The sequence below is a fragment of the Pseudomonas fluvialis genome, from assembly GCF_014207935.1.
Taxonomy (GTDB): Bacteria; Pseudomonadota; Gammaproteobacteria; order Pseudomonadales; family Pseudomonadaceae; genus Aquipseudomonas; species Aquipseudomonas fluvialis_A.
Genome location: NZ_JACHLL010000005.1, coordinates 118,192 through 137,530, shown reverse-complemented (window position 1 = coordinate 137,530; position 19,339 = coordinate 118,192). Strand labels below are relative to the sequence as shown.

At 60.4% G+C, this 19,339-nt stretch carries 17 protein-coding genes; 14 read left to right on the top strand and 3 right to left on the bottom strand.

The window, feature by feature from the left end:
* The first annotated feature begins 7 nt into the window (after positions 1-7).
* The 4 genes from HNP49_RS14075 (at position 8) to HNP49_RS14060 (ending at position 4,095) form a co-directional block, all read left to right on the top strand.
* Positions 8-559: a polysaccharide biosynthesis/export family protein gene (locus tag HNP49_RS14075; RefSeq protein ID WP_184684273.1), complete on the top strand. Its 552-nt coding sequence runs from the start codon at positions 8-10 to the stop codon at positions 557-559.
* Positions 560-666: 107 nt separating this feature from the next.
* Positions 667-1,683, top strand: a complete 1,017-nt coding sequence (locus tag HNP49_RS14070) for a hypothetical protein (RefSeq protein WP_184684271.1) — start codon at positions 667-669, stop codon at positions 1,681-1,683.
* Positions 1,684-1,703: 20 nt separating this feature from the next.
* Positions 1,704-3,266, top strand: coding sequence for a Wzz/FepE/Etk N-terminal domain-containing protein (locus HNP49_RS14065; RefSeq protein ID WP_184684270.1), 1,563 nt, complete (start codon positions 1,704-1,706; stop codon positions 3,264-3,266).
* A gap of 10 nt (positions 3,267-3,276) precedes the next feature.
* Complete coding sequence (locus HNP49_RS14060; protein ID WP_184684269.1) at positions 3,277-4,095, top strand: CpsD/CapB family tyrosine-protein kinase; 819 nt, start codon at positions 3,277-3,279, stop codon at positions 4,093-4,095.
* 10 nt (positions 4,096-4,105) lie between these two features.
* Here HNP49_RS14060 and galE read toward each other — a convergent pair whose 3' ends face one another.
* From galE to HNP49_RS14045, 3 genes are all read right to left on the bottom strand, one after another.
* The gene (gene galE / locus HNP49_RS14055) at positions 4,106-5,086 is read right to left on the bottom strand and encodes a UDP-glucose 4-epimerase GalE (protein ID WP_184684268.1); all 981 of its coding nucleotides are present in this window, start codon (positions 5,084-5,086) and stop codon (positions 4,106-4,108) included.
* A gap of 62 nt (positions 5,087-5,148) precedes the next feature.
* Entirely contained in the window at positions 5,149-7,740 is a 2,592-nt protein-coding gene (locus tag HNP49_RS14050; protein ID WP_184684267.1) for a glycosyl hydrolase family 5, read from the bottom strand.
* Positions 7,741-7,744: 4 nt separating this feature from the next.
* The gene (locus HNP49_RS14045; protein ID WP_184684266.1) at positions 7,745-9,250 is read right to left on the bottom strand and encodes an O-antigen ligase; all 1,506 of its coding nucleotides are present in this window, start codon (positions 9,248-9,250) and stop codon (positions 7,745-7,747) included.
* Between the two features lie 90 nt (positions 9,251-9,340).
* Between HNP49_RS14045 and HNP49_RS14040 the strand changes: the two genes are divergently transcribed.
* From HNP49_RS14040 to HNP49_RS13995, 10 genes are all read left to right on the top strand, one after another.
* The gene (locus tag HNP49_RS14040; protein WP_409372554.1) at positions 9,341-10,711 is read left to right on the top strand and encodes an oligosaccharide flippase family protein; all 1,371 of its coding nucleotides are present in this window, start codon (positions 9,341-9,343) and stop codon (positions 10,709-10,711) included.
* A 42-nt stretch (positions 10,712-10,753) separates the two neighbouring features.
* Positions 10,754-11,335 (top strand): DapH/DapD/GlmU-related protein, encoded by a 582-nt coding sequence (locus HNP49_RS14035; RefSeq protein WP_184684637.1) that lies wholly within the window; start codon positions 10,754-10,756, stop codon positions 11,333-11,335.
* A 271-nt stretch (positions 11,336-11,606) separates the two neighbouring features.
* Positions 11,607-13,061 carry an FAD-dependent oxidoreductase gene (locus HNP49_RS14030; protein ID WP_184684265.1) on the top strand — a complete coding sequence of 485 codons (1,455 nt, stop codon included), beginning with the start codon at positions 11,607-11,609 and terminating at the stop codon, positions 13,059-13,061.
* A 37-nt stretch (positions 13,062-13,098) separates the two neighbouring features.
* On the top strand, positions 13,099-14,070 hold the full coding sequence (locus tag HNP49_RS14025; protein ID WP_184684264.1) for a glycosyltransferase family 2 protein: 972 nt from the start codon (positions 13,099-13,101) through the stop codon (positions 14,068-14,070).
* The gene (locus HNP49_RS14020; protein WP_221445244.1) at positions 14,067-14,687 is read left to right on the top strand and encodes a serine O-acetyltransferase; all 621 of its coding nucleotides are present in this window, start codon (positions 14,067-14,069) and stop codon (positions 14,685-14,687) included. Before HNP49_RS14025 ends, HNP49_RS14020 begins: the two co-directional genes overlap by 4 nt.
* Before the next feature lie 17 nt (positions 14,688-14,704).
* The gene (locus HNP49_RS14015; RefSeq protein WP_184684262.1) at positions 14,705-15,682 is read left to right on the top strand and encodes a glycosyltransferase; all 978 of its coding nucleotides are present in this window, start codon (positions 14,705-14,707) and stop codon (positions 15,680-15,682) included.
* A complete protein-coding gene (locus tag HNP49_RS18840) occupies positions 15,683-16,207 on the top strand; it encodes a serine acetyltransferase (RefSeq protein WP_184684261.1) in 525 nt (174 codons plus the stop codon).
* Positions 16,208-16,211: 4 nt separating this feature from the next.
* A complete protein-coding gene (locus HNP49_RS14005; RefSeq protein ID WP_184684259.1) occupies positions 16,212-17,414 on the top strand; it encodes a glycosyltransferase family 4 protein in 1,203 nt (400 codons plus the stop codon).
* Positions 17,411-18,595: a glycosyltransferase family 2 protein gene (locus HNP49_RS14000; protein ID WP_184684258.1), complete on the top strand. Its 1,185-nt coding sequence runs from the start codon at positions 17,411-17,413 to the stop codon at positions 18,593-18,595. The genes HNP49_RS14005 and HNP49_RS14000 overlap by 4 nt, the downstream gene beginning before the upstream one ends.
* Positions 18,592-19,332 carry a WecB/TagA/CpsF family glycosyltransferase gene (locus HNP49_RS13995; RefSeq protein WP_184684257.1) on the top strand — a complete coding sequence of 247 codons (741 nt, stop codon included), beginning with the start codon at positions 18,592-18,594 and terminating at the stop codon, positions 19,330-19,332. The genes HNP49_RS14000 and HNP49_RS13995 overlap by 4 nt, the downstream gene beginning before the upstream one ends.
* Positions 19,333-19,339 lie beyond the last annotated feature (7 nt).

The following is a 19,339-nucleotide window of genomic DNA, read 5'->3' as shown; positions in this document are numbered from 1 at the left end:
AAATGTCATGCGCCTCTTGGGTGTGTTGTTGCTGTCCGTGCTCGGGGGGAGTGCTGCTTGGGCTGCTCCTGAAGCAAAGGACTATCGCCTGAATCCTGGTGATGTGATTGAGGTTTCTGTCTGGAGGGAAGACGATCTGCGGCAGGAGCTGCGAGTCCTGCCGGATGGCAGTATTACCTTCCCGTTGGTGGGGCGAATCGAGGTGGCGGGCTTGCAAGTGAGCGATGTCGCCAGCGCAATTTCCGAGAAGCTGGAGCAATACATCCCTGAGCCGAATGTCAGCGTGGTGATTGCGGGCATTGAAGGAAACGTCGTGTATGTCCTGGGCAAGGTACTGAAGCCAGGGCCGGTGGTGATGTCAGGCCCGCTGACGGTGCTGCAGGTGCTGAGTCTGGCTGGAGGGCTGGACAAGTTTGCCGATGAGGATGCCATCAAGGTTGTGCGCAACCGTAGCGGTGCCCAGGAAACGCTGTTGATTGCCTATACCGACCTGATCACAGCCAGGGATATGTCGACCAACATGCAGTTGCAGGCTGGCGATACTCTGGTTGTGCCTTAGCCGTGTCGATTGCGCCGTTGCTGGTTCGCCGGGTCTTGGCTTGTCTGCTGGGAAGCGTTTTCCCCGTCAGTTGGGCTCAGGCCGCTAGCTGGCAGGGCTCGCTGAGCATGCCTACATCGGTTGAGCATGACTCCAATCCTCGTCTCGAGGCTGATCAGAGCGAGGCGGTTACTCGCACCACCCTGTCTCCGGACTACAGGCTTGAGCGGACATCCGGTCTCGATGTGCTGAGTGTGGGGCTGGGTGGGCAGATACAGCGCAGTTCGGATCAACGCATTATCGGGGATCGTGAGGATCCTCGACTGAACCTGGGGTGGCAGCGGGAGACTGAGATGGGGGCGCTGGGTAGCTCGTGGCGTTACGACGAAAGCTCGACGTTGGCTGCTCTCGACGAAACAGGTGTCGAAACCAGTGACGGTACTCGCAAGAAGCATGCGTTGAGTGGATTCTGGCGCACTCAGGCTAATGCACGAAGCACTCTCTCGAATACCCTCATGTACAACACCGTCAGCTATGACGACACCACGCTGAATGACTATGAAGACCTGTCGCTGAACTTCGACATCGATTATGCCCTGACGGCTCGCTTGGTTCCGTTCACGGGCTTCACCGTTAGTCGCTATATCCCTGCAGATGACTCTGGTGAGCAGGCTTCGACCAACTACAAGCCTGTTGCAGGCGTCAGGCTGGCGTTGTCCGAGGCTTGGGACGCCGAACTGCAGGCTGGGCATGATGTAGCGAGTAGCGATGAGTACGAAGGTGGCTGGCAGGGTGGAGTCAGTCTCAATTACTCGGGGGAGCGTGCCCTGCTCAGTCTGGGCGCCGAGCGCACCACAACCACCAGTGGAGAAGGTGGATTCGTTGAGGTTGAGCAGTTGCACGGTACATGGAGTTACGCCTTGAGCGAGCGCTCCAGCGCCGGCCTTGGTGGCACTTGGCGTGACAGCAAGGGGGTACAACCCAATGTATTCAGCCAGGTGGACGCCTGGCTCAGCCACGAGTTGTCGTCTTTTTGGCAGGCCCGTCTGTCCGTGGCGTACAAACAGCGGAGTGAGGACGATGTCGCCGATGCCAGCGCCAGCGTGATCGGCCTGACGTTTATCTATAGCCACCCGGATATCTAACTTCTTGAATTGTCGATGCCATGACTGCTGATTACGAACTGACTCTGAATGACTATTTGGCCGTGGTTAGGCGCCGTGCCTGGCTGCTTGGCTTGAGCTTTGTCCTGATTCTGGCGGCTGGTCTGCTGGTTGCACTGCTGATACCGCCGGTTTATGAGTCGACCGGTACCATTCTGGTGGAGTCGCAGCAGATTCCCACCGATCTTGTGGCGGTGAACAACAACACCTATGCCGATGAACGTATCGAGATCATTCGGCAGCGGGTGATGACGCGGGAGAATCTGCTACGCATCATCGACAAGTACCGGCTGTTTGCCGACGAGAGCAAGCTGCTCACGGTTTCCGAGAAGATCGACGAGATGCGCGAGGCAATCACCGTTACGTTGGTCAATGCCGAGGTCAAGGGGCGTGGTCTGGCGACCATCGCATTCCGTTTGTCCTTCGAGCATCGTCGGCCGGAGGTGGCCAACCGGGTGGCCAATGAACTGGTGACACTTTTCCTTGATGAGAACATCAAGCAGCGGACAGAGCGGGCCAGCGAAACGACAGAGTTTCTGACCCAGGAGGCCAACAAGCTCAAGACGGAACTGGAAACGCTCGAGGACCAGCTGGCGGCGTTCAAGCAGGAGCATGGCAATGCGTTGCCGGAACATCAGGAGCTGCGCATGGGAATGCTGGCGCGCAGTGAGGCCGAGCTCAAAGAGGTCGATCGCGATTACAAGAGCACGCTGGAAGAGTTGCGCTTCCTCGATCTTGAGTTGGCCGCTGCCAGGTCCGGTGTAGCCCCCGCAGGTGCGGCGAGCGATGGGAAGGATGTGCCGCTGGATCTGGCGAGCCTCAAGGCGGAGCATGCGCGCTTGTTGTCCAAATACACAGCCGCACATCCAGATGTGCGTGCTCTTGAGCGCAAGATCAACGACCTGCAGGCTGCTGAGTTGAAGGGCGACGTGCCCGCTTCTGCATCCGGGCTGGAGATTGCTCGGGTCGAGGCGAAGATTGCCACGCTGCAAGCCCGCGCCGACTCGCTGAGCCAGCAGAAGCAGGGCCTGTTGGCTCGCGTCTCGGCCTACGAGCAGCAGATTCTGCAGACGCCCCAGGTCGAACGTGGCCTGATTACGCTGATGCGCGATCATGAGAATGCGCAGCGCAAATATGAAGAGATCCGCACCAAACAGATGAGTGCGCGTATCTCGGAGAATCTGGAACAGGAAAACAAGGCCGAACGCTTCGTGCTGCTGGAGCCGCCCTTGATGCCGGAAAAGCCGGTAAAGCCCAATCGCAAGAAGATTGCCGTTCTGGCCGTGTTTCTCGCCCTGGCCGGTTCCGCGGGCTTGGTGATGTTGCTGGAAACTATTAGTCAGCGAGTGCGAGGGGTTGATGCCCTGGCCAATGTACTGGGCCGGCGTGTGCTGGCGACGATTCCCTATATTCCGACCAAGGCCGAGCTGGCTCGGCAGCGTGCGTGGCAGCGACGAGGCTTTGCGATTGCCGGACTGCTGACCGTCGCTCTGCTGGTCTCGCTGCATCTGCTCTATATGCCGCTGGACATCCTGCTGTTCAAGGCCCTGGCCCGTTTCGAATAAGGCAACCCTCATGGAAAGAATCAAACTGGCTATCGAGAAGGCCCGGAGCAATGCGCAGCCGGGTGTCAGGGCAACAGTGCGCGGGCGGGCCGGTGCGGGTGCTGCGGCTCCTGCGCAAGAGCTGGGCGAACTGAACTACGTGCAGACCAAAGTCGTGCCATTGTCGGCTGACCACCTCGAGCGCAATCGCATCGTCGCCTATAACAAGAACTCCAACATGAGTTGGGCCTTTGATCTGCTACGCACTCAGGTGCTCAAGGCCATGGAGGAAAACGGCTGGCGGACACTGGCGATCACCTCGCCAACGGCCGAGGCCGGCAAAAGCGTATTGGCGATCAATCTGGCGATGAGCATTGCGCACTACACGACCAAGACCGCATTGCTGGTGGATTTCGACTTGCGTCGGCCGAAGATCGGCAGCTATCTCGGCTTGCCGATGGAGCGTTCGCTGAATGACCTTCTGGGGGGGGATGCCGAACTGCAGGAGGTGCTGGTCAATCCCGCTCTGCCGAGGTTTGTCGTGCTGCCGACCAAGGCGCCGATTTCACACTCCACCGAACTACTTTCATCGCCTCGAGTGGCGAGCCTGATCGATGATCTGCGTGAGCGCTACGAGTCGCGCATCGTGATCTTCGACTTGCCGCCACTGCTCAGCTCCGACGATACCATTGCCGTTCTGCCAAAGATCGATTGCGTGTTGCTGGTGGTAGCCAATGGCATGAGCAGTCGCAAGGAGATCGAGGACTGCCTGCATCATCTCCCGGCCAGCAACCTGATCGGTACTGTGCTGAACAAGGCCGAGTCGGAGAGTCACGGCTACTACCCCTGATCCCCCTCACTTAGCTCCAGGGGTACTGCTGTTCCCAGTGCCAGGCATCCTCGATGATCTGCTCCAGCGAGCTGTTGCGCGGTTGCCAGCCGAGCTGATCGCGGGCCCGATGTGCGTCTGCCACTAGGCGCGCGGGATCTCCTGCGCGTCTGGCGGCCTCGCGAATCTGGATGTTTTTGCCCGTGATGCGTCTGGCGGTGTCGATGACTTGGCGTACGGAGAAGCCTGTGCCATTACCTAGGTTGAAGGTGGCACTGCATTTCTGCTCGATGATGAAGTCCAGAGCACGTGCATGCGCATCGACCAGATCGCTGACATGGATGTAGTCGCGAATACAGGTGCCATCCGGCGTATCGTAGTCATTGCCGAAAATGGTTATCTCGCTGCGCCGTCCTGATGCTGCCTGGAGGATGAGCGGAATCAGATGGGTCTCGGGGTCGTGGCGTTCGCCGAGCGTCCCTTCCGGATCGGCACCTGCGGCGTTGAAGTAGCGCAGGCTGACGGACTTCAGGTCGTGGGCCTGGTCGAGGTCTTCGAGTACCTGCTCGACCATCAGCTTGCTGCGGCCATAGGGGTTGATCGGCTGTTTGGGATGATCCTCGTCGATCGGGGTGGTCTGTGGGTTGCCATAGACGGCGGCGGTCGAGGAAAAGATGAAGCGCTTGACGTCAAATCTGAGCATGGTCTGCAGCAGGGTCAGCGTGGCGCTGAGGTTGTTGCTGTAGTACTTGCCGGGTTGCTCGATCGACTCGCCCACCTGGGTGAAAGATGCGAAATGAAAGACCACTTCAAACGAGTGAGTGGCAAACAGGGTATCGAGCGCTTCGCTATTGGCGATATCCAGTTCCACGCAGGCGCAGCAGTCCGGGACGGCGTTGCGATAACCGGTGGAAAAGTTGTCTGCGACCACCACCGAGTGCCCAGCGCGCAGCAAGTGCTTGACCATGTGCGAGCCGATATAACCGGCGCCACCTACAACCAGGATCTTCATTGATCTCTCCCGCAAACTGCTGCAACACCTGTCTGCAGGTGGGCGTCCGGCTGCCGTTTTGGCTAGCGGATGAACAGCCAGTTTGTCGCTAATGTTCCGTTTAGCTTGATTGTGTAGCGCCCGTTTGCGTAAGTACTGGGCTGCTCCTCAAGTTGTGCAAGGATACCATGCCGGTAGACCTTGAGACCCGCTGGTGCCGTGAGCGAGAGCTGCCCTTCGAATGGTTCGACATAGAAGGGGACCTTGTTGCCATCCCTGGGGATGGCGCGGGTGCCGATGGATATCAGCAGGTTGCGAGATTTTGCGAGCGGTTGGCCGTCTAGGCTCTGCAGAGCCACGCTGGCATTGCGAGTCTTGCTGGCGATGCTCAGTTCGCCAAGCTCGATCGACTCGCCGCCAAGCCAGCCGGTGGCAAGCTGCGAGCGAGGGCTGTTGATGGTGAAGATGCCTTGCTGCCAGTTGCGTCGTAGCTCCCCGTTATCGCTGCTCGATGAGTTGCTGCTATCCAGGACGGATTGTCCAGGATCGCGAATGATCTGGGCGTTCTGTGCAATCGGGCTTGGCTGCAGCCAAGGCAACTCCGGGGTTTCCGGCATGGCGATTTGCAGCTTGCCTTTCTCCGCGGCGCTGCGCAGGGCAATCGAATTGGCTGGATTGATCCGCTGGTTGAACAGGGTACTGGCGCTCGGAGCGAAGATGAACGTGGTGCTGGCTTCGCGAATATCGCCACGTCGGTAGAGCAAAGCCGCCGCCGGTAGCGTGGCCAATAGTGCCGGGTCGGTGTAAGCATGCCAGTTCGAGGCGGTGATCCAGCTGCCATTGATGCGTTCTTGGCTGTAGGCGTATTGCATGAGCGCGTCCCAGCCCTGGTAGGCACCGCTGCCTGCCAGATAAAGCGGCAGAGCATGCCTGTCCGGGGTCGGGAAGGGCTCCGTGTTCCACTCGGTCACGCTGACCGGCTTGCCTGCGACTTGAGCGGCGGCAATCCAGTGCATGATGCCGGCACTGCTCTGCGGGTTGCGTTCCAGTTGGCCGAGACCGCCATAGCTGTGTGCGTCGATGAGGTCTCCGGTAGTCAGTGCTGGCAGCGAACTGAGGCCGTTACCACCCCACGTGCTGGTAGTGACAATCGGTACGCGTACCCCCATCGCCCGCAGGTGCTGGATCATTTCAGCGTTGAAGCGCCGCTCTAGGTCGTTGAGAAACAGCTTGGCCGGTCCATGCTCCCAGGCTCGCCAGGTCTGGCTGGCAGGCAGATCAAACCGTTCGGCGAAGGCTTCGGCTTCGGCCATGTACAGCTCACTGTGTTGTGGTACCTGCTTGTCGGGCAGCAGGGCGTTGCCGAAGTGGTGGGTGATATCGTTCTCATTGGTCAGCAGCATGGCGGCGATGGCTGGATCGTCTTTATAGGCCAGCCCCGTGTGCGAGTTGACATGGCTTACATAGTCTTCGGCAAAGCGCTTCATGGCACTCTGGATTGTGGCGTTGACGTAGGCATAGCCCTTGAGGTCCGCCGTCTCCTTGCCTTTGCGGATCTCGTCGAAGGCGAAGATGTTGTCCCGCTCCGTCAGGGCGCGCTGCACATGCAGGTCCAGCCAGACATAGATGCCTTCGTCTTTCAGGCACTTGATCCACCAATCGATCCGCTCAAGCGATTCGGCGCTGAGTTGCTGAGTACTCGCGACCTGCTTGCGGTCACCAAAGATATTCGGATTGACCCAGGGCGAGTCGTGGTGATGCAGGCGGACCAGGTTGAAACCCAGCTCGGAGAGGCGTCTGGCTTGCAGCCTGACCGCGTCATGGGGGGTGCCGAACAGGGTGTTGGCAGAGAGGTTGGTACCCCAAAAACGTGCCGCCGTGCCGTCTGCGAATTGCAACTGCTCACCGACGGCACGGAGAAAGCCACGCTTGCCTGCCGGTTTTTCCGCGGCGTTGAGGAAGGACAGATCGACGGGGGAGGTCTTCCAGTCAAGGTTGTCGCTTGGCCATGAACTGATGTCTGCTGGTCCGAAGCGCTCTTCGGCGGTCGGTGCAATGGCAATATCGCCGCTGAGAGTCAGGCTGGCTCTGATGGTTTGTTGGCCCGGAGATAGGCTGTCCTTGAAGAAAAAGGCGCGTATTTCCGCCGGATTGCCGCGCTCAAAGTACAGTCGTGCCAGTGGCGCATCGAATTTCAGTTCAAGGCGACGGCTTTCGTTGCCCCATGACCAGCCACGATTGTCGCTGAGGAGTCTGGGCTGCCCCATCTCAGCCCCTAGATTGGCTAAGTCAAACTTGAAGACCACACCCCCGCCGATGATGGTGTCGATCTGGCTGCCTGCGTCGATGCGGAACTCCCACGTCAGCTGTTGCTCGTCGGGGCGCTTGATGATCGCCGCCAGATTGAAGTCCAGGCTCTGGTTTTCTGCCGTCAGGCTGTAGTTGTAGTCACCATTGATCTGTAGGCGGCTTGATGTATTGGCCCAGGCCCAGTTGCCCTGCCAGAAGGCGAATGAGCTTTGTAGGGCAGGACTTCCGCCGCGATCCAGTACCGGCAGACCACTCTTGTCATCCAGCTGGACCTGCCAGTCCGATGCCCAGATGGCTGGCGCCAGCAGAATGTTGAGCAGAACAGCCAGCACGGTCGTGCGTACAGGGCGAAGACGTAAGAGCATGGAATCACCTGTCGAGTGTGGCGTGGGGCTGTGTTTGCAGGCGTACCCATTGAACATAGGCCACTGCGATGCCGGCGACAGACCAATAGACCACCGGGATGATGCTGATGCTGCTGACTGTGAAGATGATCACTAGAACACCGCACAGTGTGGCCAGTAGAGCGCGGCCGAGGTTTCGGGCCTCGTTCTGATGGCGGGGCAGCCTGCGCAAGGCCTGCCTGATACCCTGAAGGATCGTCACAAAGAATGCCGTGAACAGCATCAGACCAACCAGGCCAACCTCGAGGGCGACCCCAAGATAGGTATTCACCACATCGACAATCCCCTGTCCTTGAATCATCGACTGCATTTCCGGGGTCTTCCGGTAGTCTACGGAGCCTAGCCAGGGATTGCGCTCAATGACGATGAGAGAGTTATCAATCAGGCGCTCCCGGTAGGTGATGTTTTCCTTCTCCACCGAACCGATGAAGGGCAGCAGGTCGAGCAGCTTTTGCCCGCCCGGAATGATCATCAGCAGTGGCAGACTGAGCAGGCCGGCCATGGTCAGCAGGAATAGCCGTTTGAGGGCATGGCGCCCGCTGGCAATAAAAGTAGCCAGCATGATGGCTGCACCAATCCATGGGCCGCGCGATAACGGCACAAACAGTCCCGCTGCCAGTAACAGGCCGCCTAACCAGCGTTGCAGGCGGCTGGTCGTAACGCCTTGCAGAAAGAGATAGAAACCGATGGCTACGGCCAGGATGTAGCCCAGCACGATCGCCTGCCCAGCAGTGGCCACGGCGCGCAGGGAGCCGCCGCGACCGAGGTAGCCCATGAGCCCCCACTCGATATCGAGTGCGCCAAGCAGGGCCCTGTATAGCAGCCAGTGACGCGCGTACTCGAATAGGCCGATCAGCGCCAGGACCATGGCCGCCAGGGTGAATGCGAGCAAGGCATCTCTGAAATCCTGCAACTGGCGCAACCCACGGCTGGCCACGTAATAGGGCAGGAGCACGTCAATTAGCAGGTACAGGCTCTGGCGCAGGCTGTCGGTCAGGGTGGTCTCGCGCAAATAGAGCAGCGCCACCAGAAGCAGGTAGGCAAGCAGCAGCCGGTCTGGCCACAGACGACCGAAACGAATCACGCCGGGTTGGCGCCGCAGGGTAAAAAAGGCCGGCAGGAGAATGACCAGTGCCAGCAGGCGTGGGTGGTCGAGCTTGATCAGGTAATTGATCAGTCCGAACCCCGGTATCTGCACCGTGGCGGGGGGCATGACGAAAAGCAGAAGAAAGAATAGCGCGAGAGGCGTGTGTTCCTGTCGCCTGGTCAGCAGTAGGCAGAAGGTTGCGGCGGCAGCATAGAGCCAGAAGCTGTGAGTCAGGAAGGCCAGCAGGGTCAGGGCGAACCACAGGTTGCGCCGTCGCTTGAAATCTCTTGCCGGAATGAGTTGAGTGGCGGTTTTGCCTGCCAGGCTGAAGACGGCAGTGGCGAGAATGACAATGACGATCAGGGCGCGTAAGTGCTCGGGCATGAGGCTGCCTTCATCCGTTGAAGGGGCGGTGTGTGGCCGCTGGAGCGCGGCTGTGGTACCTTGCCGGCCGATAAATCAGGGAATGATACTATGGCTTCAGGAGGCTCGGTGCCATCGTCCAGCCTGCGCGGGCGAGCCATGTCTGCCGGGGCATGGAGCCTGGCGGCGTTGATCGCTTCCCAGGCCATGCGTTTGGGCGGCAACCTTATCATGGCGCGCCTGCTGGTGCCGGAAATGTTCGGCATCATGATGATTGCGACCACCCTGTCGGTGGTCTTGGCCTTGTTCTCCGATATTGGCCTGCGGCAGAACATCATCCAGAGCAAGCGCGGTCAGGACCCTCTCTTTCTTGATACCGCCTGGACCCTGCAGATTGTCCGTGGCTTCGTGCTGTTCGCCCTCACCGTGCTGATCGCGGCGCTGGCCTGGCTGGCTCAGCAGAGGCAATGGTTGCCTGCGGGCTCTACCTATGCGGCTGATGAGTTGCCAGGGGTTCTCGCGGTGACCGGCTTATCCGCGGTGATCAGTGGCTTTCAATCGACCAAGGTGGCCTTGGCATTTCGTAATTTTCAGCAGAGTAAAGTGGCGCTTGGCGAACTGGTTGCCCAGAGCGGTGGCTTGCTGGTCATGCTGTTGCTCGGCTGGTGGACTGGCAGTATCTGGTCTCTGGTGGTTGCTGGTTTGGTTTCCGTCTTGATTACCACCCTGCTCAGCCACCTGTGGTTCGTTGGGCCTGCGAATCGTCCATGCTGGGATCGTCAGGCCTTAAGCGAACTGGTCAGTTTCGGTCGCTGGATTCTGTTGTCCTCGGTGGTCGGCGTACTGGCAGCGCAGGGCGATCGCATCTGGTTGGCCGGGAGCCTGTCGGCGGCGGAGCTGGGAATCTACGCCATTGCCATCCTGCTGCTGGGAGCTGTGGAAACCGCAGTGCAAAAGTTTGCGGCGGCGGTTGCTCTGCCGGCGTTCAGTGAGGCTGTGCGTGCGGATAATCCCCTGCGCTTACGCCATCTCTATCAACGCTTGCGCCTCTTGGCCGATTTTGTGCTGCTGTTTTCCTGTGGTTTCCTCTCTGTAGCTGCGCCCGTTTTGATTGGCTGGTTGTATGACGAGCGCTATTCACAAGCTGGGCAAATGCTCGCTGTGCTCGCCTGGTCATTATTCATGCTGCGTTATGTAGTCGCCCAGCAGCTCTGGCTGGCTCTCGGGAGGAGTAAGTATCTGGCGTTGGATAATCTGCTGCGCTTTGCCGCCCTCTGGTCATTACTGCCGCTGCTACTGGCGCTTGGCGGGCCGGAATGGGCGCTTTGGGGGGTGGCGCTACACAAGCTGCCGACGCTGCTTCTGGTGATATGGGCTAGTAGGCGTTTGGGCTTTTTCAGTCCAGGGCGGGAATTGGTTGTGTTGCCTGTCCTGCTGCTGGGTTTGGCAGCGGGCTGGTTAATGGACTATCTGTTGGGCTAATGGGGGCTGCAGGTGTTGAAACGATTACTGGCTCTAGTTGCGATGCGAACCGGGCGAGGCCGGGCGTTGTATCGGAAACTCTGTAAGCCCTCAGCGTATGAGTGGGCGGAGTATTTGGGAAAGTGGGGCGGTTTGCATTCCATAGGTCGAGATGTGCGCATCAGTTTGGGATGTAACATCACTGACCCGAATTTGGTCCGCATCGGTAGTAACGTCACATTGGCCAACTGCACTGTGCTGGGGCATGACGGTGTCATTCGCATCCTTAATACCCGCTACGGCAAGAAGCTCGATTCAGTGGGCGCCGTGGATATTCGGGACAACTGTTTTATCGGTCACGGAGCCATCGTCATGCCGAACGTGACTATCGGACCTGACTCGATTGTGGCAGCGGGTGCGGTGGTTACCAAGGACGTGCCGTCTGGCATGGTGGTTGGAGGCAATCCGGCTCGCCCGATTTGCACCACCGAGGAACTGGTCGTGCGGTTGGAGAAACGCTGCGAAGCATATCCCTGGATAGAGTTGATCAAGCAGCGCGAGGGGGCGTATGACCCTCGGATAGAACCGCAACTTAAAGCTCAGCGCGCCGCATTCTTCTTTGGTGAGCCGCGCAGCGAGAGCTAGAGCCTTATTGGTCATCTGGCGGGAAAGCGCCGGATGGCGTGCTGTGCGGGTTGTGTAGAAACTTGGATTTTGAAAAAGGGAGTTTGCATATGCGCACTGAGCCGCATTCGGGGAAGGGTTTTGCTCGCCGGGTTTTTCTGCGTTCAGCCTTGCTGTTGGGCGTGGGGAGCGGATTGTTTGGTTTGGGGCGCAATGCTCCGGGTTCCTCGGGGGACTTTGTAGTCATTAATGGCTGGGTGCTGCCAGCCAAGTACTTCCGTCAGGGCTCGGCATGATCAAGGACTACCAGACGCAGAAAGAGCTGCGTGCGCACTATGACTTTTGCATCCTCGGTGCCGGGCCGGCCGGAATCACGGTCGCGCTGAAGCTGGCGCGGGCCGGTTGGAAGGTGCTGTTGGCTGAGGGAGGGGGACGTTCTTATGATGCCCGCTCACAGGATCTGTATCAGGTGCAGTCCACCGCTCAGGATGCCTATGTTGCGGCTACACGCCTGCGTTTCCTGGGCGGAACGTCGAATCACTGGACAGGCCGTTGCCGTCCATTCGATGCGTCGGACTTTGCGCGCGAGTCTGTTGCCGGTATGCCGGGATGGCCGATCTCCTATGCCGAATTTGCCCGCTATATGCCAGAGGCCATGGGGATTCTCGATCTGCAGGCTGTGCAGGGTTTTCAGGCGCTCAATCCTCCTCTGGCCGGCGATGATTTCGCCGCCGATCAGTTTCAACTGAGTCCGCCAACGCGTTTTGCCCAGAAGTATGAGAAAGAGCTGCAGGAAACGCAGGGGCTTGATGTCTTCATCAACTGCAACGGCGTTGACCTGCAGTTCGATGCAGCCAAGAAGCGGGTTGTCGCAGTAACCGTGAGCGACTACGCCAGGAACCATGAGCAGGTGAATGCCAGCCATTTCATCCTGGCGATGGGGGCAATCGAGAATGCCCGCCAGTTGCTCAACAGTGATTCGCTGCGTGCGGCCGGGGTGATCCGGGAAGATGGTCTGGCGGGGCGTTGCTTCATGGAGCACCTCAATATCAATCTGGGGAGCTTCATCCTGGCAGAGGGCTTGGCGCAGAGCCCACGTCAGTACTACACCACGGATGCTTTCGTGGGGCGGCATGGCAGTGGCAAGGGGAATACGACCTTCAAGGTGCTGGAGGAGGTCAAATCCTATGGGCGCACGGCGGAAATCAAGAGCTTCTTCAAGAACCTGGCCTGCCGCATGGGTGTGGCCGACAAGGTATCGTTCGTCTCCAGCTTCAACTGCCCGGGTGACGGAGAGATCAGCACCCTGATTGAGCAGTTCCCCAATCCTTCTAGCCGCCTGCAGTTGCTTGAGGAGCGCGATGCGCTGGGTATGCGCAAAGTCAGCTTGCACTGGGCGTTGGCGACGGAGGATCGGCGCACGATCAAGAACATCGGCCTGGAGGTGGCCAAGCGCTTTGCCGAGAGCGGGTTGGGCTTCGTCAAGCTCAATGAGAATATCTACGATGAGAGCCTGCCCTTGGTCGCAGGTCCCCACGCACATCACATGGGTACGACGCGAATGGCCAAGGAGGCCGCCGCCGGTGTGGTTGATCAGGACTGCCGCGTGTTTGCCACGGAGAATCTGTATGTGGCGGGTAGCAGCGTGTTCGCCACTGGCGGCGCCTGTAACCCGACCATGCCATTGCTGCAGCTGGCTTTGCGCCTGGCAGGGCATCTCGACCAGCAGCAGCGGGTGCTGAGTTGAGCTTGTTACCGGGGATGGAAGCTGTAGTGGACGTGCCATGAAGCTCTGGGTCTTGATTGTCAACTACCGAACTCCGCAACTCACGCTGGGTTGTGTGCGCTCTTTGCTGCCGTTGCTCTCTGAGGGAATCGACGTACGGGCCGTGGTCATCGACAACTGCTCGGCGGATGGCTCTGCCGAGCTGCTGAAGCAGGAGCTGCCGCGCCTTGAGTGCGGTTTCCCGATTAGCTTCATCGTCTCGCCGCGTAATGGCGGGTTTGCCTACGGAAACAATGAGGCGATTCGCCAGTGTCTGGCTGAGGTGTTGAGTGGCGAGGGGGCTGGCACCGATGAGTTTGTCTGGCTGCTCAACCCGGATGCCTATTTGCAGGCTAATGCGGTGCGGCCTTTGCTGGAGTTTTTCCACGATCGTCCGCAGGTGGGCATTGTTGGCTCACGCATTGAAGATGAGGACGGTGGTGTCCGTTGTAGCGCCTTTCGCCAGCCGACGCTGTGGTCGGAGATTGACGCGACGCTGGGTTTCGGTCCGCTGTCGCGATTGCTAGAGCGCTATCGAATTGCTCCCCCGCCGAGTGCGCAGCCGCACCAGACCGATTGGGTCAGCGGAGCCAGTTTGTTCATGCGGGCTGAACTGCTGAGCGTGGTTGGCTTGATGGACGAGCGCTACTTCATGTACTTCGAGGAGACCGACTACTGCCTGGCGGCGCAGGCGCATGGCTATCAGGTGTGGTACTGGCCGGACTTCAGTGTGGTGCATCTGGCCGGGCAGGCATCCGGGGTTACCGGCAAGACGCGGATGCTCAAGCGTCGACCGAAGTACTGGTTTGATTCGCGGGACTATTTCTTCCGTAAGCATCATGGGGCTGGCTACCTGCATCTGGCCAATCTGGCCTGGTTGCTGTGTTATCCGGTGGGGCGTGCCTGGCGGGCCGTACGGCGCAAGCCCAATGAGAATCCTCCCCGGTTATGGTGGGATTTTCTTCGTTACAGCTACCTGGGGGCAAAATGATCGAGGTGACCTCGGACCGTCCCGAGAGTGACGTGCAGCTCGGGATGCGTAATTGCAATCCACCTGACATTGGTTTCTGGGCCCTGCTGCAGGAAGACTTTGTTACCCATGAGCGGGATCCGTTCAGTCAGGGCTTCTGGGCGCTTGCGGTGCACCGTTTCGGCAACTGGCGCATGGGGTTGCGCAGTCGCCTGCTGCGCTGGCCGCTATCGTTGCTGTACAAGGTCCTCGAAAAGCTGGTGGAGTGGCTGGCGGGTATCAGTCTCAAATACACAGTGCACGTCGGCCGACGCGTGCGGATCTGGCATCACGGCGGCATGGTGCTGGGGGCGTTGTCGATTGGTGATGACGTGCATATCCGCCAGAACACCACCTTTGGCGTCAAGCGGCGCGGTGATCCGCGCTGGCTGAAGCCGGTGATCGGTGATCGCTGCGATATTGGTGCCGGCGCGGTGATAGTCGGTGCCATTGAGGTCGGGGCAGGCAGCGTGGTCGGCGCCAATGTCGTCTTGGCCTGCTCGGTACCGGCCAATAGCGTGGTGCTCTGCGCCAAACCGAGCATCCGTCAGCGTTGTGAGCGACAGCTGAATGTAGTGGATGAGGCAGTTCAGCCATGAGCCAGGAGGCAGCAGGGATGGCTGCGCAGTTGGGTGTAGTGGTCATCGGCCGTAATGAGGGCGAGCGTCTGGAGCGCTGTCTGCGTTCATTGCAGGCTGGCAGTGACTGCATTGTTTATGTCGATTCTGGCTCTACCGATGGCTCGCCGGCGTTGGCGCTAGGGCTGGGTGTCGAGGTGCTGGCGCTGGACTTGTCTACGCCCTTTACCGCCGCTCGGGCGCGTAACGCCGGGGCGCAGCAGCTGCTGCGGCTGTATCCGGCGCTGCGCTATGTGCAGTTCGTCGATGGTGACTGCGAGGTCGTCGCCGGCTGGCTGGACAAGGCGCGCAGTTTTCTGGAACAGCAGCCGGAGTTCGCCGTGGTGTGCGGGCGGCGGCGCGAGCGCTTCCCTGAGCGTTCGATCTATAACTGGCTGTGCGACCGCGAGTGGGACACTCCGCATGGCGAGGCCAGTGCGTGTGGTGGAGATGCCCTTATGCGGGTGTCGGCATTCAGTGAAGTGCAGGGTTTCAATCCGGATCTGATTGCAGGCGAGGAGCCCGAACTCTGCGTGCGCTTGCGCGCCGCTGGCTGGCGCATCTGGCGCCTGGATGAGGAGATGACCCTGCACGACGCGGCCATGCTCCGTTTCGGTCAGTGGTGGCAGCGCAGTGTGCGTGCAGGGCATGCCTTTGCCGAGGGCGCGGTTATGCATGGTCGCTCGCCTGCGCGGCATTGGCTGCGTGAGTCGCAGCGTGCCTGGCTGTGGGGACTTGGCATTCCGCTGGGTGTGCTGTTGAGCATGCCGCTGTTGGGTGGCTGGGCGCTGGCTGGCCTGCTGCTGTATCCCCTGCAGGTGCTTCGTATGGCCCGGCGAGGCGCGCTGAGCCCACGGCAGAACTGGTTGCAGGCGGCCTTCCTGGTGCTGGGCAAGTTTCCCGAGTTGCAGGGCCAGTTGAAGTACTGGTGGGGACGCTTGCGCGCCACCCGGGCGCAGTTGATTGAGTACAAATAGATGAACGAGAGCTATGACGTGTCTGCGCATGAAGTTGATATGACGCGGGAGTTCAAGACTCTGCTGAGCTGGTCGCCGTCGCGTTCACTGTTGGCTGCCATTCGCAGTTATCAGCGCCATCAGAGCCGGAGCAATCCTTTTTCCTGGTTGCTGAAGAAGTGGGCGGTGCTTCGGCATGTGTTCTGGTCGGTGATCAGTGGTGCCGATATTCCTCTGAATGCCCGCATCGGTGGCGGACTCTTGTTGCCTCACCCTAATGGTGTGGTGGTGCATCCGCAGGCGCTGATCGGACCTAATTGCCTGCTGTTCCAGCAGGTCACCATTGGTACTCGTGGCCGTGGCGGTGCTCCGCAGATTGGCGGGCATGTCGATATTGGTGCCGGGGCGAAGATTCTCGGCCCGGTGCGTATCGGTAATCACGCCGTGATAGGGGCTAACGCCGTCGTGTTGAGTGATGTGCCGGATAACTGCATGGCCGTTGGCATTCCCGCAGTAGTAAGACCCCGCCCAAGTCAGGAAGACTGAGTCCATGCGTATTGCCTATTTCGTCAACCAATATCCCAAGGTCAGCCACAGCTTTATCCGTCGCGAGATACTTGCCCTTGAGCGCCAGGGCTTCGAGGTGCAGCGCATCGCTCTGCGCGGCTGGGACGACCAGTTGGTGGATGCCGAGGATGTGCGCGAACGTGAGCGCACGCGTTATGTCCTGCAGGCGGGGCTGGCTGGTTTGCTGCTGCCGGTGCTGTTGCGCGTCCTGAAAAGCCCGCGGCGCTTCATGGCGGCACTGGGGCTGGCGCTGCGCATGGGGCGGCGTGCTGATCGGGCCTGGTTCTATCATGTTGTCTACCTGGCCGAGGCTTGCCGTCTGCTGCCTTGGCTGGTGCGGAACGAGACCCGGCATGTGCATGCACACTTCGGGACCAATTCGGCGGAAGTCGTGATGTTGGCGGCGGCGCTCGGTGGATCGTCATACAGTTTCACCGTGCATGGCCCGGAAGAGTTCGACAAGCCGGAGTTCATCCACCTGGGTGAAAAGGTTCGCCGCGCGGCTTTTGTGGTGGCGATCAGCTCTTACGGCCGTAGTCAGTTGTACCGCTGGGTCGAGCACGCGCACTGGCACAAGGTCGAGGTAGTTCACTGCGGTCTGGAACGGGCTTTCCATGAGGTCGAGCCGGTTCCTGTTCCCGCGACCCCGAGGCTGGTTTGCGTCGGCCGCCTGTGTGAGCAGAAGGGTCAGCTGCTGCTGCTTGAAGCGGCTCGACAGCTGGCCGAGCGCGGCTGTTCGTTCGAGCTGGTACTGGCGGGCGATGGCGAGATGCGTAAGCAGATCGAGACGCTGATCGAGCGCCATGCCTTGCAGGATCGGGTTCGGATCACTGGCTGGATCAGCAGCGAACAGGTCCGTGCAGAACTGCTGGCGGCGCGGGCTCTGGTGCTGCCCAGCTTCGCCGAGGGCTTGCCGGTCGTGATCATGGAGGCCATGGCACTGCGTCGCCCGGTGCTCACCACTTACGTGGCGGGTATCCCGGAACTGGTTCGACCGGGCGAAAACGGCTGGTTATTCCCGGCCGGAGCCATTGATGGCCTGGTCGCGGCCCTCGACGACTGCCTCGCGCAGCCTGTCGAGGTACTCCAGCGCATGGGCGATGCGGCTTATGCGCGGGTTCTGGAGCGGCATTCGATTGATCGTGAGGCGAGCAAGCTGGCCGAGTTGTTCCGGAGGCAGGCATGAGTGCGCTGATCAGTTGGCTTTTGCTGGCGATGCTGGGGTTGATTCTGCTGCCGGTTTCGGTGCTGGCGGTGCAGGTGCTGCTGGCCGGTCGAACCAGTCGTTCTGCGCCTGACTTGCCGACGCGACCTCGACTGGCGGTGTTGATGCCGGCGCACGATGAAGCGCTGCTGATTGCCCGCACAGTGGCCGGCGTGTTGCCACAGCTGCAGTCTGGAGATCGCTTGCTGGTCGTGGCGGATAACTGCAGCGACGATACCGCGGCCCTGGCCCGCCAGGCGGGAGCGGAGGTCGTGGAGCGCCATGATCCGCAGCGGCGTGGCAAGGGTTATGCCCTGGATTTTGGTCGCGCGCATTTGCAGGCCGATGCGCCGGATATCGTGATCATTCTCGATGCCGATTGTGAGCTGGGCGAACAGGCTCTGCAGCGCCTGGCTGCAGCCTGCGTCGCCACTGCGCGGCCGGCGCAGGCGCTGTACCTGATGCGTGCCCCAGAGCAGGCCGGCCTGAAAGTACGCATTGCCGAGTTCGCCTGGCGGGTAAAGAACCTGTTGCGCCCGTCGGGATGGGCTGTGCTTGGCCTGCCTTGCCAGTTGATGGGCTCTGGCATGGCGTTCGCCTGGCGTGATCTCGGTGCCATCAACCTGGCCAGTGGTCATCTGGTCGAGGATCTGCAGATGGGGTTGGACCTCTGCCGGCAGGGCCGGCCGCCACTGTTCTGCCCGGCGGCGCAGGTGATCAGTTATTTCCCCAGTAGCGATGAGGGACTCAGCAGCCAGCGGAAGCGCTGGGAACATGGGCATTTGGGCGTCATCCTCAACGAGGTCCCGCGTCTGCTGAGTGAGTCGTTCCGGCGTTCTGACTGGCGCCTACTGGGCATGACACTGGATCTGCTGGTGCCGCCGCTGGCCTTGCTGACGCTGTTGGTGTTGCTGGTTCTGGTGGCGGCCTGGGGTTGGCTGGCGATCAGCTCTGAGGCCGCGCCGGCACTGCTGGCGACCCTGCTGGCGACCCTTCTCGGAGCTGCCGTGTTGCTTGCCTGGTGGCGCTGCGGGCGTGATTTGCTGTCGTTACCGACACTGCTTTATGCGCCGGTGTATGCGCTGAAGAAGCTCCCGTTGTATCTGGGCTTCGCGCTCAAACGGCAGGTCGAGTGGGTACGCTCCAGGCGGGATGAGCCATGAGCCGGTCGCTGCACTGGCAGCAACGCTGGCAGTCATTGCTGGCGCGGCTGCATCTGGTCTCCGACGTCTCGGCCGAACAGCGCCTGCTCGAACAGCTTGCCAGTCCGGGGGGCTGTACGGTGGTCGGCTTTGTCAACGCGCATGCATTCAATCTGTCGGCCGGCAATGCCGATTATCATGAGGCGCTGAGTGCGGCCCAGGTGTTACTGCGTGACGGCTCCGGCATGGCGATCCTGTTGCGTCGTCTGGGCATGCCTGTCGGCCTGAATATGAATGGCACCGATTTCATTCCCAAACTGCTGGCGTCTTACCGCGGCCGCCGCGTTGCCCTGTGGGGAACTTGCGAGCCATTCCTGCAGCAGGCGGCGGAGCGTGCCGAGAGCGAGTTCGGCGTGAGTGTGATCTCGACGGCGCATGGTTTCGCAGAGCTGGAGCACTACCTCGGGCTGGCCGAGCGAGAGCGTCCGGAACTGATTGTGTTGGGCATGGGCATGCCCAAGCAGGAGTGGTTGGCCGCTCGGCTGGCCGTTCTGGATCTCCCCAGCGTCGTGGTGTGTGGTGGTGCCATCCTGGATTTTCTGGGGGGCAAGGTCACGCGTGCGCCGCATTGGGTACGCCGACTGGGTTGCGAATGGGCATACCGTCTGTTGCTGGAGCCGCGCCGCCTGTTCCAGCGCTATGTGCTGGGCAATCCGCAGTTTCTCTGGCGGACCTTGCGCCTGCACCGTAGCCGTTGAGCGCAGT